Source organism: Enterobacter cloacae complex sp. P18RS (assembly GCF_014982105.1).
Classification (GTDB): domain Bacteria; phylum Pseudomonadota; class Gammaproteobacteria; order Enterobacterales; family Enterobacteriaceae; genus Enterobacter; species Enterobacter hormaechei_C.
Window position 1 is genome coordinate 122,705 of record NZ_JADCKV010000011.1, and the last position, 14,487, is coordinate 137,191.

Genomic DNA, 14,487 nt, shown 5'->3' on the forward strand with positions numbered 1-14,487 from the left:
GTGAGGAACCTCACACAACGCCGCCGGGGAAGGCATTCACCAGTCCCTTCACTTTCTGCTGCGCTGCCTCCGGGGTGTCTGCGCCAGGCACCAGGATCACCTTGCGGCACTCCTCCTCCCGTTTTTCGAAGATCTTATAGGCGCGTTCCGCATCAGCCAGCGGAAGATAGTGGGTCACAATATCTTCTGGGGTAAGCAGCCCTTTTTCGATGAGCGGCAGCAGCTCTCCCAGCCAGGCATGGACGTGGGTCTGCCCCATCTTAAAGCTCAGCCCTTTATCGAAGGCATCGCCAAACAGGAAGCCGTGAATAAAACCGGCGTACACGCCCGGCACGCTGACCACGCCGCCGCGCCGCACCGCAGCAATGCACTGGCGCAGGGCTTTGCCGCTGCTGCCTTCAATTTTCAGGTTACTGAGGATCGTTTCCGTGGTGCTGCCTTTGGCCTCAAACCCGACGGCATCAATCACCGCATCCACTCCGCGCTGTCCGGCCGTTTGCTCAATGATTTTCTCCGCCGCGTCGTTATCGTCATCAAAGTTAATCGGGATCGCGCCGTAGCGCTCCTGGGCAAACCGCAGTCGATAGGGATGATGGTCAACCACGAAAATCTGCTCTGCGCCGAGAAGCCGCGCGCAGGCAATGGTCAGTAACCCCACCGGCCCGGCCCCGAATACGGCGACGCTGGAGCCTTTCTGGATCTGCGCATTTTTTGCCGCCTGCCAGGCGGTAGGCAGAATATCTGACAGGAAAAGCGCTTTGTCGTCAGACAGCAGCTGGGGCACTTTAAACGGCCCCACGTTGCCTTTCGGGACGCGCACATACTCCGCCTGTCCGCCCGGCACGCCGCCGTAAAGATGGCTGTAGCCAAACAGCGCGGCAGGGGCGGGAATTTGCTTTTTGTTCAGCGCCGCGCCCTGCCCGCGGTTCGTGTTTTCGCAGGCCGCGTACTGTTGCATCTGGCAAAAGAAGCAGTCACCGCAGGCAATCACAAACGGGATCACCACCCGGTCACCTTTCTGCACGTTTTTCACTTCGCTCCCGCACTCCACCACCTCGCCCATAAATTCATGACCAAAGATATCGCCGTGCTGGACCTTGGGAATTTTTCCGCGATAAAGATGCAAATCAGAACCACAGATCGCCGTGGCCGTTACGCGCAGGATGATATCGTCAGGCTGTTCGATGCCCGGATCGGGGACATTATCGACCCGAACATGATGTGGACCGTGATAGGTGAGAGCTTTCATGCAACCTCCGAAAGGGTGTGGGTAAGCTTATAAAAGGGTAGCTACCTCTCGGGATCTGCCCCGGAATCCGGCTGTTTTGAGATTTATCCTGGCGAGATAAAAAAGTGCTGTCGGGATTACAGAAACCATTTATATTTTGTGGTTGAATGATTTCAGCGTTTATTCACAAGGAGAAACGGTTATGTATCAAACAATCATTATGCCGGTTGATGTTTTCGAAATGGAACTGAGTGATAAGGCTGTACGTCACGCGGAATTTCTCGCGCAGCAGGACGGAATTATTCACCTTCTGCATGTTTTACCGGGCTCTGCCAGCCTGAGCCTGCATCGTTTCGCTGCTGATGTGCGTCGTTTTGAAGAGCATTTACAGCACGAAGCCGAGACACGCCTGCAAACCATGGTCGGGCATTTCAGCATCGATCCTTCCCGCATCAAAACCCACGTCCGGTTCGGTAGCGTGCGCGACGCCGTTAATGAGCTTGCCGGGGAATTAAATGCCGACGTGGTAGTGATTGGTTCACGTAACCCTTCCATCACCACTCACCTGCTGGGGTCGAACGCCTCCAGCGTGATCCGCCACACCCACATTCCGGTGATGGTCGTGAGATAAAAAAAGAGGCCACCTTTTGGTGGCCTCTGGCATTGCAGGTGTCGTCTTGCTTTCTTTTATTATGCGGTTTTGGTGCGGATCAGATAATCAAACGAGCTCAGCGACGCTTTCGCACCTTCGCCAGTGGCGATGATGATCTGTTTGTACGGCACGGTGGTGCAGTCGCCCGCCGCAAATACGCCCTTCACGCTGGTTTCGCATTTCGCATCAATGATGATCTCGCCCATGCGGTTGCGCTCAATCGCGCCTTCCAGCCAGGTGGTGTTTGGCAGCAGGCCAATCTGAACAAAGATCCCTGCCAGCGCCACGCTGTGGATATCGCCACTCACGCGGTCACGGTATTCCAGACCGGTCACTTTGCTGCCGTCGCCTTTCACTTCTGTCGTCTGGGCATTGAGCACAATATCGACGTTATTCAGGCTACGCACCTTATCCTGCAACACCTGGTCCGCTTTCATCTCCGGGGCGAATTCCAGCAGGGTAACGTGTTCAACAATTCCCGCCAGATCGATAGCCGCTTCCACGCCGGAGTTACCGCCGCCGATCACCGCTACGCGTTTACCTTTGAACAGCGGGCCGTCACAGTGCGGGCAATAGGTCACGCCTTTGGTGCGATACTGATCTTCGCCCGGGACGTTCATGTTGCGCCATTTCGCGCCGGTGGCAATGATCACGCTGCGCGCCTTCAGCACCGCGCCGGAGGCCGTTTCAATCTGGTGCAAACCACCCTCGACCGCGGCCGGAACCAGTTTGCTGGCGCTCTGGCTATCAATGACATCCACGTCGTAGTCGCTGACGTGCGCTTTCAACGCCCCGGCCAGCTTCTGGCCTTCGGTTTTCGGCACGGAAATGTAGTTTTCAATGTCAACGGTATCCAGAACCTGACCACCGAAACGCTCCCCCATCAGACCGGTACGGATCCCTTTACGTGCGGAGTAGACCGCTGCCGCCGCGCCCGCCGGGCCGGAGCCAACAATCAGTACGTCGTACGCATCGCGTTGGTTCAACTCTTCCGCCGCACGTTTTTCTGCGCCGGTATCCACTTTGGCGACGATTTCGGTCAAGGTCATACGCCCCTGGCCGAACTCCTGACCATTCAGGTAAACCGCCGGAACGCCCATCACGTTGCGCTCGGTGATTTCGTTCTGGAACGTACCGCCGTCAATCGCCGTGTGCTTAATGCGTGGGTTGAGGACTGACATCAGGTTCAGCGCCTGCACCACGTCCGGACAGTTATGGCAGGAGAGTGAGTAATAGGTTTCAAACTCAAAATCACCGTCGATATCGCGGATCTGCTCCAGCAGCGCCTGCGCTTCTTTTGACGGATGACCACCGGTCCACAGCAGCGCCAGCACCAGGGACGTAAATTCGTGCCCCAGCGGAGAGCCCGCGAAACGCGGCCCCTGGTCAGACCCTGGGTTGGCGATCAGGAAAGAAGGCTTACGGACTGCCAGCGTGTTGTCTTCTTTGAAGGTCACCTTCGGCGACAGCTCAGCAATCTCTGTCAGCAGCGCTTTGATTTCTGCCGATTTCGCGCTGTCGTCCAGCGTGGCAATCAGCTCAACAGGTTTGGTCAGTTTCTCAAGGTAGGCCTTGAGCTGGGTTTTCATGTTAGCGTCGAGCATTATTCTTCCCTCTCTTAAAACGTCATCATGCAAGCCGCCTTATACGGGCTGCCTGAATGCAACTTGCATCATGGTGCTGGAATGAAATGGGCGCGGGGAGCGCCCATTGATTGCCGGGTGGCACTTCGTTTACCCGGCCTACGATACTGTAGGCCTGTGCAAGCGTAGCGCCGCCAGGCTTTACAGACTTAGATCTTGCCGACCAGGTCCAGAGATGGAGCCAGCGTCGCTTCGCCTTCTTTCCATTTCGCCGGGCACACTTCGCCTGGGTGAGAAGCAACGTACTGAGCCGCTTTCACTTTGCGCAGCAGGTCAGATGCATCACGGCCGATACCTTCAGCGGTAACTTCGATAGCCTGGATAATGCCCTGCGGGTCAACAACGAAGGTCGCGCGGTCTGCCAGGCCTTCATCTTCACGCATGCTGTCGAAGTTACGGGTCAGGGCGCCAGTCGGGTCGCCGATCATCGCGTATTTGATTTTCGCGATAGTTTCAGAGCTGCTGTGCCACGCTTTGTGGGTGAAGTGGGTATCGGTAGAAACAGAGTAAACGTCTACGCCCAGCTTTTGCAGTTCTTCGTAGTGGTCTGCCACGTCGCCCAGTTCGGTCGGGCAAACGAAGGTGAAGTCAGCCGGATAGAAGAAGAACACGCTCCAGCGGCCTTCGGTATCTTTCTCAGTTACTTCGATGAACTCACCGTTTTTGAACGCCTGGTTTTTGAAAGGTTTAATTTTGGTGTTAATCAAGGACATCTGTACTTCCTCCATGTTTTCGTTGAGATGTAAGGTAACCAACTTTGTTCATCGGGGCTAATGCGTATGCTTTATCAAATCAATCAGCCAAACCTTACAACAACAACAAGACAGCAAGGTGAACCTTTTACAGGAAAGCCTGAAAGTAAAAAGGCCGCCTCAACGGGCGGCCCTGATACCTGAATTCCCCGCAGGTACATTCAGTGCCAGCCGAAGCTGGCGTTGCGTTGCGCTCTACATACCTTGTATCAAGGCCGTAACAGCGGTTTGATTACAGCATCCGTGCGCGCATTGAGCAATGCATAAGAGGGATAGTCCTGCCTATGGTTGTGATAGGCAGAATCGAACAGGTCTCAGAAACGTTATAAATTTAATTTCATTATAAATTTCGCGCTATATATAAATGCCAGTTGTCATTCAAATAATTCAATCACACTTTAAAGATAAAATTATCTTAATAAATCTTGAAGTTGTGTTTCAATAATCCAAAGCCGTGATATATTAAGATCACTTAATTTTTAAATTAAGCGAGTTACCCCCACGGATTGTTAAAGGTAACTTCTCTCTGTCGTACTCCATGATGTGATAACGACAGCAAACACAGCACACTCAGGACGAAACATGGCCAACCTCTACGACCTAAAAAAATTCGATCTCAATCTGTTAGTCATCTTCGAATGCATTTACCAACATCTCAGTATCAGTAAGGCTGCCGAGACACTTTATATCACGCCATCCGCCGTGAGCCAGTCGCTGCAACGTCTGCGTGGCCAGCTCAATGACCCCCTGTTCATCCGCTCAGGTAAGGGAATTACGCCGACCACGGTGGGCACCAACCTGCATCATCATCTTGAACAGAATCTCAACCAAATTGAGCAGACGATCAACATGATGCATCACTCGGACATCAAGAAAAAGTTCGTTATCTATTGCTCTCAAATGATGTCGCCCGGCTATATGCTCGAACCAATGAAGCTGCTAATGTCAGAGGAAAATTACGAGATAGAACAACGAGATATGCTTATCTCTCCGGAATCCGCAGAGGACCTGCTCGCCTACCGCAAAGCCGACCTGATCTTTACTATTGCCCCAATTAAGAATCGCTCTGTGGTGTGTTCTCACTTTGCCACGGTGCCAATAGCGTTAATCTGCCGAGAAAACCATCCAAGACTCGCCGATACGGTCAGTCTTGAAGCGTTATACCGGGAAAAATTCACCTTTTACCAGAGTGCGCACCCGGGCGTTAAAGAGTTCCAGAATCGCGCCAATGACCTTTTCCCGGAAAGAGATATTGCTTTTCGCACGGACTCCATCATTTCGCTTATCTCCATGGTCAGTTCATCTGATCTGTTAGGCTTTATACCCGTATCAATCTATGAAGCCTATAAAGAGACGTTAAAAATAAAACGGATCGCCGCCCCATTTGAATTGCCCGAAATACATGTCTATATGCTTTACAGCCGTTCATCGCTGAACAGCAGCGTTTTTTCAACGTTCATTGAGAAAATGCATAAACTCTGTCTTTCCGCTCCGTCTGCGTAAAATCATTTATATGATGAATACAAAAATCGCAAACTGAAAAAATGATCCCGTGAAAATAATGAAAAATGATTTCATAATATCGTCTTAATTTTTTCCAGACATTTAACACGCAGGATGCGATTAACCATGTCGATCTATAAAATCCCTTTACAGGAAAATGTTTTAGACGCTTCAGCGGAACGCATAGACTGGACGCTAAACAATTTCTCCAGGGTATGCGTTTCCTTTTCCGGTGGAAAAGATTCTACCGTGATGCTGCATCTCGTTGCCCAGCAAGCACGGCAATTAAAGCGAAAAATAGATGTCATCTTTCTGGACTGGGAAGCGCAATTCTCCTCAACCATTCAGCATGTTGACACGATGAGAATGCTGTATCGGGATGTTATCCATCAGTTCTGGTGGGTAGCGCTTCCGCTCACGACCCAGAACGCCCTGTCACAGTTTCAACCTGAATGGCAGTGCTGGGAACCCGGGACAAACTGGGTTCGCCAGCCACCGGAAGATGCCATTACCGATTATCACTATTTCGATTTTTATCAGCAGGGAATGACGTTTGAAGTCTTCGTGCGAGAGTTTGCCGAATGGTATGCGCAAAAACGTCCTGCCGCCGTCATGGTGGGGATCCGCGCCGATGAATCCTACAACCGCTTTCTGGCTATCGCGTCGGCACGTAAGCAGCGCTTTTCTGACGATAAACCCTGGACGACCGTCGCACCGGGCGGGCACACCTGGTACATCTACCCTCTGTACGACTGGAAAACCGCCGACATCTGGACGTGGTTCGCGAAATCAAAATGTTGCTATAACCCGTTATACGACCTGATGTACAAGGCGGGGGTGCCGCCGCGTTATATGCGCATCTGCGAACCGTTTGGCCCGGAACAGCGTCAGGGCTTGTGGCTCTATCATGTCATTGAACCCGAACGCTGGGCGGCGATGTGTGAGCGTGCCTGCGGGGTGCGCAGCGGCGGTATTTATGCCGGGCACGATAACCATTTTTATGGCCACCGGAAGATCCTGAAACCAGACCATCTTGGCTGGCGCGAATACGCCATGCTGCTACTCGACAGCATGCCGCAAAATACGGCGGAACATTACCGCAATAAAATCGCGGTTTATCTCCACTGGTATCAAAAGCGAGGCATGAACGATATTCCCGATACGCAGGAGGGTGACATTGGTGCAAAAGATATCCCCTCCTGGCGACGCATTTGTAAGGTTTTACTCAACAATGACTATTGGTGCCGGGCACTTTCGTTTAGCCCAAATAAGCCCAAACACTATCAGCGCTACAGCGACAGAGTGAAAGCAAAACGCAAGGAATGGGGAATTTTATGCAACAACGAATAATCACCGAAATGGAAACGTACCTTCAGGCACTTTCTGAGGAAGAGCGAATAACCGCTATTAATGCGTTTCGTCAGGCATTACATGAAATCAGCCCTTTTCGCGATCAGCCCGTCGATTGCGTATTGTGGATAAAAAAGACAAACATCAGCGCTAACGATTACAACCCAAATAACGTCGCGCCACCGGAAAAGCGGCTGCTCAGCAAGTCACTGGAGCTGGATGGATTCACACAGCCTATCGTGGTGACGGAAAATGCGCCACAGCACTACGAAATTGTCGATGGTTTTCACCGCCATGATATCGGCAGTAACCGGGCGACCCTGAAGCGCCAGCTTAAGGGTTACCTTCCTGTCACCTGCCTGCGTAAAGCGCGGCAGGAAAAGTTCGACCGCATGGCTGCGACCATTCGCCACAACCGCGCGCGCGGACGCCACCAGATCAACGCCATGTCAGAAATCGTGCGCGAGCTGGTGCTTATGGGCTGGAGTGAGCAGAAAATTGGCCAGGAGTTGGGTATGGATAGCGACGAAGTGCTGCGCCTCAAACAAATCAACGGTCTGCTCGAACTCTTCGCAGACCGTCGTTTTTCTGAAGCCTGGACGGTGAAATAGTCAGAGCGCGTTTAACCGCGCTGCCGCTGCCAGCAGCGTCGATTCCTGCTTCGCAAAGCAAAGTCGGATCAGCTTATGCGGGAAGGGATCGGCGCAGAACACCGACAGCGGAATGGCCGCCACGCCCACCTCTTTCGTCAGCCACTGGCAGAAACTCACGTCGTCCAGATCGGAAATCGCGCTGTAGTCGGCCAGCAGGAAATAGGTCCCTTCACAGGGTAAAATCTCCAGACGGCTTTTGCTCAACGCAGCCACAAACCGATCCCGACGCGCACGGTAGAAATCCGGTAGCTCACGGTAGTGTCCGGGTTCGCTGCGCAGCATATCCGCCAGCGCCAGCTGAGCGGGTGTGTTCACCGCAAACGTCAGATACTGATGCACTTTACGCAGCTCAGCGCTGATGGCGGCGGGCGCCACGCAGTACCCGACCTTCCAGCCGGTCATATGGTAGGTTTTGCCAAATGACGATACCGCGATTGCACGCTCACGAAGCTGCGGATGCGCCAGCACGCTGGCATGCCCCTCTTCGGCAAAGCAGATATGCTCATACACCTCGTCGCTCAGAACATAGATTTCACGTTCGGCGATGGCCTGCCACAGGGCGGCAAAATCGCTCTTCTGCCACACCGTCGCCGATGGGTTGTGCGGCGTATTCAGGATCACCAGCCGGGTTTTATCGCTCAGCAGCGCGGCAAACGCCTGCCAGTCCGGACGAAAATGCGGCGGCTGGAGCGCCACGCGTTTCACTACGCCGCCGGCCAGTTCAATCGCCGGGGCGTAGCTATCGTAGCTTGGGTCAAAACAAATCACCTCATCGCCGGTACGCACCAGGGCGGTTATCGCCGCATACAGCGCTTCGGTCGCCCCTGCGGTTACCGTGATATCGCTGTTCGCATCAGGTTTATAGCCATACAGCTCAGCCGTTTTATCCGCAATGGCTTCACGCAACGCCTGCACGCCGGTCATCGGCGCGTACTGGTTTGCCCCCTGCGCCACGTGGTACGCCAGACGCTCCTGCAAATAGCGCGGGCCGTCAAAATCCGGGAACCCCTGCGAGAGGTTAATGGCGTTATGCTGCTGCGCCAGAGCGCTCATCCGGGTAAAAATCGTCGTGCCGAGATTTGGAAGTTTACTCTGCGGGATCAACGGGTTATTGCTCATTGTAGTGTGCCTGCCTGTAATACTTATGTTGCTGACACTATAACACGATGTTAGTCTTTGGCAATCAAGACGCTTAGACGTCTAAACGATATAAATATTCCTGACCGAGAGGGTAAAAGGAAATGACAGACAACCTGCAACTCACACACCTGGTCGAGGCCTGCCGCTGGATTGGCGCTAAAGGCTGGGCGCCCGCTACCGGCGGCAATATGTCCGTGCGTCAGGATGAACACCTATGCTGGCTGAGCGAATCCGGAAAAGATAAAGGCAGCCTGACCACCGCCGATTTTCTACAGGTTGAAATCGCCACCAACCGTGCGCCGTCTGGCCGTAAACCGTCGGCAGAGACCGGGCTGCATACCCTCATCTATCGCCTGTTTCCCGAGGCTAACGCCGTCCTGCACGTTCACACCGTCAATGCCACGGTGCTGTCGCGTCTGGTCAACGAGGCCGAGCTGAAGATCACCGGTTTCGAGATGCAAAAATCCCTTACCGGGCAGACCACGCACCAGGATACGGTGGCCATCCCGGTGTTTGATAACGACCAGGACATCGACGCCCTCGCCTCGCGCATCGCCCATTACGCGCAGGAACGCCCGCTTAATTATGGTTTTCTTCTGCGCGGTCATGGCTTAACCTGCTGGGGACGCGACGTGGCCGAAGCCCGCCGTCATCTGGAAGGGTTAGAATTCTTATTTGAATGCGAAATGCGTTTACGACAATGGGAGAGAGTATGATTCGCGCGATTGTGACGGATATTGAAGGGACCACCAGCGATATCCGTTTTGTCCATGATGTTTTGTTCCCCTACGCGCGTGAGCGGCTGGCGGCCTTTGTGACCGCGCAGCAGTACGCCGAGCCGGTCAAATCGATTCTGGACAACCTGCGCGATGAAATCAGCGCTCCGCATGCCAGCGTCAGCGATCTCATCAACGTACTGTTTACCTTTATGGATGAAGACCGCAAATCGACGGCGCTCAAAGCCCTGCAAGGCATCATCTGGCAGGACGGTTACGTCAACGGTGACTTTACCGGACACCTCTATCCTGACGTGCTGCCCGCGCTGGAAAAATGGAAGGCGCAAGGGATTGATCTCTATGTTTATTCCTCTGGCTCTGTCGCCGCGCAGAAACTGTTATTTGGCTACAGCGACGAAGGTGATATTACTCATCTGTTCAGCGGCTATTTTGATACCCACATTGGCGCCAAGCGCGAGGTGCAGTCTTATCAAAATATTGCGGCGCAAACGGGCATTGCCCCGTCGCAGATCCTGTTTCTGTCGGATATTCATCAGGAGCTGGACGCGGCTGAACAGGCGGGTTTTCGCACCCTGCAACTGATTCGCGGTGAAGATGACGGCGCAAGCTATCATCATCAGATCCACCAGTTTGACGAGATTAATCCGGAGCAGATCCCTTCATGAGCGCATTGACCATTTATTCCGATAAAGACGCCAGTCAGCACCAGTGGCACAGCACCGACGCCGCCGAGATTGCCCAACAGCTCAACGCCAAAGGCGTGCGGTTTGAACGCTGGGCTGCGGATCGCGATTTAGGGCACGATCCCGCGCCTGAAGCCGTGATCGCGGCCTATCAGCATGCGATCGACAAGCTGGTGGCAGAGAAAGGCTACCAGAGCTGGGACGTGATCAGCCTGCGCGCCGACAATCCGCAGAAAGAGGCGCTGCGCGCGAAGTTTCTGAATGAACACACTCACGGCGAAGACGAAGTGCGCTTTTTCGTGGAAGGGGCGGGATTGTTCTGCCTGCACATCGGCGATGAGGTGTATCAGGTGCTGTGCGAGAAAAACGACCTGATTTCCGTTCCCGCGGGCACGCCGCACTGGTTTGATATGGGCTCAGAGCCGAACTTTACGGCGATTCGTATTTTCGATAACCCGGAGGGTTGGGTCGCACAGTTTACCGGGGATGCGATTGCGGATGCGTATCCACGCCTGGCATGATCTTTTCTCCCTCTCCCTTGTGGGAGAGGGCTGGGGTGAGAGGAAACATACGGCTCTGGTGGTCAGTTCCATATTCAGACATTAATCAAATACTGGCGATAATCCTCTGCAAATCAGCGCCAACCAGCCTCGCCAGATGCACAAACTCCACCACGTCTAACCTGCGTTCACCACTTTCAACTTTAGCGATAAACGATTGAGGTTTACCCAATGCCTCAGCCAGTTGTGCCTGAGTAATGCCTCTCTCTTTACGGGCTTTCTTTAATCCATTTATAACAAGCTGGTATTCTTCTGAATAAACTGAGGTCATTGTTCCGATTCCATACAAATATCCTGAAATCGAATATCCACCTATTGCCTTTTTATCCCAAAACAGGTTAATTGAGTGCGTAACGCAAACCTGTAAGGAGTAAAGAATGCAACGTCAAAACTGGCATCCTGCCGATATTGTTGCGGCACTAAAGAAACATGGAACAAGCCTGGCTGCGTTGTCCCGAAAGGCTGGCCTTTCCTCATCCACACTCGCAAACGCGCTTACCCGACCATGGCCCAAAGGTGAATTGCTTATCGCACAGGCGCTAGATATCCCGCCTGATGTGATATGGCCGGAAAGATATTTTGATGAAAAGGGAGCGCCAGTATTTCGTCAGATGAGGAATACAAAAAAGAGAAATCTGTCTTCAACATGATCAACGCCTTCTCCCCCTCACCCCAACCCTCTCCCTCAAGGGAGAGGGGGTTGAAGAGACTTCACATACCCCACCAGCTGATCCAGCACCACGCCCCACCCCTCGTGGAAGCCCATTTGCTCATGCTGCTCACGGATTTCCTTCGTCGGATGACGCGCAATCGCCGTGTAGCGGGTTTTGCCCTCCCCAACGTCCTCCAGCAGCAGGATCGCCGTCATAAACGGCTTTTCGGCAGGCTTCCAGCCCTCGGTATAACCGTCGGTAAAGACCAGCTTGTTCCCCGGGTCGATTTCAAGAAACACGCCCCGGTTATCCATCCGCTGCCCATCCACCTCAAATATGGTATTGAACCGCCCACCCACGCGCAGATCGAGGTCGCAGTCGATCACCTTATGCGGTGCAGGGATGAAGAAGTTTTTGATGTGGTCCGGCGTGGTCCAGCAGAGCCACAGCAGGTCGCGCGGTGCATCCACCACGCGCTCCAGTTTTAAGTCTGTGTCAGGATCGAGCGTCACGATGTTGTCCTCTCAGGGAACGCCCTTAAAGGATAGCCGGACTCAGGCAAATTTCCCTTTCGCTACCTCGTCCGGTGTGACCACGCCTGTATCCAGCACCCAGCCGCTAATCAGCGAGGCGGGGGTGACGTCAAACGCCGGGTTATAGACCTGCGCCTCTTGCGGCGCCCACTGCACCGCGCCAAAGCTCCCCGCCACGCCCGTCACTTCACTGGCCGCGCGCTGCTCAATCGGGATTGCGTCACCGTTCGGGCAGTCCGGGTCGAGGGTCGTTTGCGGGGCAGCGACGTAGAACGGAATGCCGTGAAACTTCGCCAGCACCGCCAGGGAATAGGTGCCGATTTTGTTCGCCACGTCGCCGTTGGCGGCAATGCGGTCTGCACCCACCCACACGGCGTCCACCTGCCCTTTTGCCATCAGGCTGGCGGCCATGGAGTCGGTAATCAGCTGATACGGTACGCCCAGCTCGCCGAGTTCCCACGCGGTCAGCCTGCCGCCCTGCAATAGCGGACGGGTTTCATCCACCCAGACGTTGCTTACCTTGCCTTCCTGATGCGCGCGAGCAATCACCCCCAGCGCGGTACCGACGCCCGCCGTCGCCAGCCCGCCGGTGTTGCAGTGGGTCAGCAGACGGCTGCCGGGCTTCACCAGCGCGCTGCCCGCACTGGCAATAGCGTCACAGAGCCGTTTGTCTTCGTCAATCAGCCGCAGCGCTTCAGCCACCAGCGCCGGAATATAATCTTCCTGCCACAGCGCAATCTTCATGCGATCGAGGTTATTCATCAGGTTCACCGCCGTCGGGCGGGAGGCGCGCAGGGTTTCCAGCGCCACCGCCAGCTCGTCGCGGCTTTTGCCGCTTTCCGCTAACAGCGCCAGCAGCAGGCTTGCAGAGAGTCCAATCAGCGGCGCGCCGCGCACCCGCAGGGCGTGGATGTGCCCGACCAGCGCCTCGACCGTCGAGGCATCCAGCCAGCGTTTCTCCTGTGGAAGCGCCTGCTGGTCGAGAATAAAGAGCTGATTATCCGCCACCCGCAGGCTGGTCGTCTGTAATGTCTGCATGTCGTTAATTCCCTGTTGCGTTGTTGTAGCACATTGTGTCAGGATGAAATCCAGATGTATAGACGTCTACATGTCTTAATTAGCAAAACTGAGGAGCAGGCCATGTCGCAATACCGTACCTTTACCGCTCAGGACGCCGTGGAGTATGCCAGGCAGTTTGGCGGACTTGACGATCCTTCATCGCTGGTAGAGGCGCAGGAAATCGGCGACGGCAACCTCAACCTGGTCTTTAAAATTTTCGACCGCGCGGGCGTGAGCCGCATCGTCGTTAAGCAGGCGCTGCCCTATGTACGCTGCGTCGGCGAATCCTGGCCGCTGACGCTTGATCGTGCCCGTCTTGAAGCGCAAACCCTGGTCGAGCATTACCAGCACAGCCCGCAGCACACGGTGAAAATCCACCACTTTGACCCGGAACTGGCGGTGATGGTGATGGAAGATCTCTCCAGCCATCGCATCTGGCGCGGCGAGCTGATTAACAACATTTACTACCCCCAGGCGGCGCGTCAGCTGGGGGAATATCTGGCTCACACCCTGTTCCACACCAGCGATTTTTATCTGCATCCGCACGATAAAAAAGCGCGGGTAGCGAAATTCATCAACCCGGAGATGTGCGAGATCACCGAAGATCTGTTCTTTAACGATCCGTACCAGATCCACGCGCGCAACAGCTACCCGGCCGAGCTGGAAAACGACGTTGCCGCCCTGCGCGACGACGCCCAGCTTAAAATCGCCGTGGCCTCCCTCAAGCACCGCTTTTTCTCGCACGCCGAAGCCCTGCTGCACGGAGACATTCACAGCGGTTCGATTTTTGTGGCCGACGGCAGCCTGAAGGCCATCGACGCTGAGTTCGGCTATTTTGGGCCGATTGGCTTTGACGTTGGCACCGCCATCGGCAACCTGCTGCTGAACTTCTGCGGCCTGCCTGGGCACCTCGGCATTCGCGATGCCGCCGCCGCGCGCGAGCAGCGCCTGAACGATATTCAGGAACTGTGGAACACCTTCGCGGAGCGCTTCCAGGCGCTGGCAAACGAGAAAGCCCGCGACGCCGCACTCAGCGCGCCGGGCTATGCCTCCGCGTTCCTGAAAAAGGTCTGGCATGACGCCATCGGGTTCTGCGGCACCGAGCTGATTCGCCGCAGCGTCGGGCTTTCACACGTGGCGGATATCGATACCATCCAGGATGAAGCCATGCGCCACGAATGCCTCCGCCATGCAATATCCCTCGGTAAAGCGCTGATTGTCATTGCCGACCGCATCGACAGCGCGGAAGAGCTGGTGGCGCGAGTGCGGCAGTACAGTTGAGAACGTTTGCCCGGTGGCACTGCGCTTACCGGGCCTACGGGTGCAAAATGTAGGCCGGGT

Annotated in this window: 16 protein-coding genes; 9 read left to right on the forward strand and 7 right to left on the reverse strand. The window is 54.7% G+C overall.

What is annotated here, in order from left to right:
• Window positions 1–10: 10 nt before the first annotated feature.
• Window positions 11–1,249, reverse strand: a complete 1,239-nt coding sequence (locus INF61_RS08360) for a zinc-dependent alcohol dehydrogenase (RefSeq protein ID WP_015571156.1) — start codon at window positions 1,247–1,249, stop codon at window positions 11–13.
• A gap of 181 nt (window positions 1,250–1,430) precedes the next feature.
• Here INF61_RS08360 and uspG point away from each other — a divergent pair, with 181 nt between their 5' ends.
• A complete protein-coding gene (uspG, locus tag INF61_RS08365; RefSeq protein ID WP_047052967.1) occupies window positions 1,431–1,859 on the forward strand; it encodes a universal stress protein UspG in 429 nt (142 codons plus the stop codon).
• Window positions 1,860–1,918: 59 nt separating this feature from the next.
• On the opposite strand, the gene ahpF is transcribed toward uspG, so the two are convergent.
• Together ahpF and ahpC are read right to left on the reverse strand one after the other, a co-directional pair.
• Window positions 1,919–3,484, reverse strand: a complete 1,566-nt coding sequence (ahpF, locus tag INF61_RS08370) for an alkyl hydroperoxide reductase subunit F (protein WP_017382489.1) — start codon at window positions 3,482–3,484, stop codon at window positions 1,919–1,921.
• 188 nt (window positions 3,485–3,672) lie between these two features.
• Window positions 3,673–4,236: an alkyl hydroperoxide reductase subunit C gene (ahpC, locus tag INF61_RS08375; protein ID WP_193547688.1), complete on the reverse strand. Its 564-nt coding sequence runs from the start codon at window positions 4,234–4,236 to the stop codon at window positions 3,673–3,675.
• A 621-nt stretch (window positions 4,237–4,857) separates the two neighbouring features.
• On the opposite strand from ahpC, the gene INF61_RS08380 reads away from it, so the two are divergent.
• The 3 genes from INF61_RS08380 to INF61_RS08390 all read left to right on the forward strand — a co-directional run bounded on the left by INF61_RS08380 (window position 4,858) and on the right by INF61_RS08390 (window position 7,739).
• The gene (locus INF61_RS08380; protein ID WP_015571158.1) at window positions 4,858–5,778 is read left to right on the forward strand and encodes a LysR family transcriptional regulator; all 921 of its coding nucleotides are present in this window, start codon (window positions 4,858–4,860) and stop codon (window positions 5,776–5,778) included.
• A 126-nt stretch (window positions 5,779–5,904) separates the two neighbouring features.
• Window positions 5,905–7,128 (forward strand): phosphoadenosine phosphosulfate reductase, encoded by a 1,224-nt coding sequence (locus tag INF61_RS08385; protein WP_047365417.1) that lies wholly within the window; start codon window positions 5,905–5,907, stop codon window positions 7,126–7,128.
• The gene (locus INF61_RS08390) at window positions 7,113–7,739 is read left to right on the forward strand and encodes a ParB/RepB/Spo0J family partition protein (RefSeq protein WP_047717946.1); all 627 of its coding nucleotides are present in this window, start codon (window positions 7,113–7,115) and stop codon (window positions 7,737–7,739) included. Before INF61_RS08385 ends, INF61_RS08390 begins: the two co-directional genes overlap by 16 nt.
• On the opposite strand, the gene INF61_RS08395 is transcribed toward INF61_RS08390, so the two are convergent.
• Window positions 7,740–8,900 (reverse strand): pyridoxal phosphate-dependent aminotransferase, encoded by a 1,161-nt coding sequence (locus INF61_RS08395; protein WP_047717947.1) that lies wholly within the window; start codon window positions 8,898–8,900, stop codon window positions 7,740–7,742.
• A gap of 122 nt (window positions 8,901–9,022) precedes the next feature.
• Between INF61_RS08395 and INF61_RS08400 the strand changes: the two genes are divergently transcribed.
• The 3 genes from INF61_RS08400 to INF61_RS08410 are packed head-to-tail and all read left to right on the forward strand — an operon-like array spanning window position 9,023 to window position 10,862.
• On the forward strand, window positions 9,023–9,637 hold the full coding sequence (locus INF61_RS08400; RefSeq protein ID WP_017382494.1) for a methylthioribulose 1-phosphate dehydratase: 615 nt from the start codon (window positions 9,023–9,025) through the stop codon (window positions 9,635–9,637).
• Window positions 9,634–10,323 carry an acireductone synthase gene (mtnC, locus tag INF61_RS08405; protein ID WP_193547689.1) on the forward strand — a complete coding sequence of 230 codons (690 nt, stop codon included), beginning with the start codon at window positions 9,634–9,636 and terminating at the stop codon, window positions 10,321–10,323. Before INF61_RS08400 ends, mtnC begins: the two co-directional genes overlap by 4 nt.
• Window positions 10,320–10,862, forward strand: a complete 543-nt coding sequence (locus tag INF61_RS08410; RefSeq protein ID WP_023315605.1) for an acireductone dioxygenase — start codon at window positions 10,320–10,322, stop codon at window positions 10,860–10,862. The genes mtnC and INF61_RS08410 overlap by 4 nt, the downstream gene beginning before the upstream one ends.
• 85 nt (window positions 10,863–10,947) lie before the next feature.
• Here the strand turns inward: INF61_RS08410 and INF61_RS08415 are convergent, their stop codons facing one another.
• A complete protein-coding gene (locus INF61_RS08415; RefSeq protein WP_047717948.1) occupies window positions 10,948–11,172 on the reverse strand; it encodes a helix-turn-helix domain-containing protein in 225 nt (74 codons plus the stop codon).
• Between the two features lie 106 nt (window positions 11,173–11,278).
• Between INF61_RS08415 and INF61_RS08420 the strand changes: the two genes are divergently transcribed.
• Entirely contained in the window at window positions 11,279–11,551 is a 273-nt protein-coding gene (locus tag INF61_RS08420; RefSeq protein WP_047717949.1) for a helix-turn-helix transcriptional regulator, read from the forward strand.
• Window positions 11,552–11,586: 35 nt separating this feature from the next.
• On the opposite strand, the gene INF61_RS08425 is transcribed toward INF61_RS08420, so the two are convergent.
• On the reverse strand, window positions 11,587–12,066 hold the full coding sequence (locus INF61_RS08425; protein ID WP_017382500.1) for an SRPBCC family protein: 480 nt from the start codon (window positions 12,064–12,066) through the stop codon (window positions 11,587–11,589).
• A 42-nt stretch (window positions 12,067–12,108) separates the two neighbouring features.
• Window positions 12,109–13,125 (reverse strand): S-methyl-5-thioribose-1-phosphate isomerase, encoded by a 1,017-nt coding sequence (gene mtnA / locus INF61_RS08430; RefSeq protein WP_017382501.1) that lies wholly within the window; start codon window positions 13,123–13,125, stop codon window positions 12,109–12,111.
• Between the two features lie 102 nt (window positions 13,126–13,227).
• Between mtnA and mtnK the strand changes: the two genes are divergently transcribed.
• Complete coding sequence (gene mtnK / locus INF61_RS08435; protein WP_047717950.1) at window positions 13,228–14,427, forward strand: S-methyl-5-thioribose kinase; 1,200 nt, start codon at window positions 13,228–13,230, stop codon at window positions 14,425–14,427.
• The last annotated feature ends 60 nt before the right edge of the window (window positions 14,428–14,487 follow it).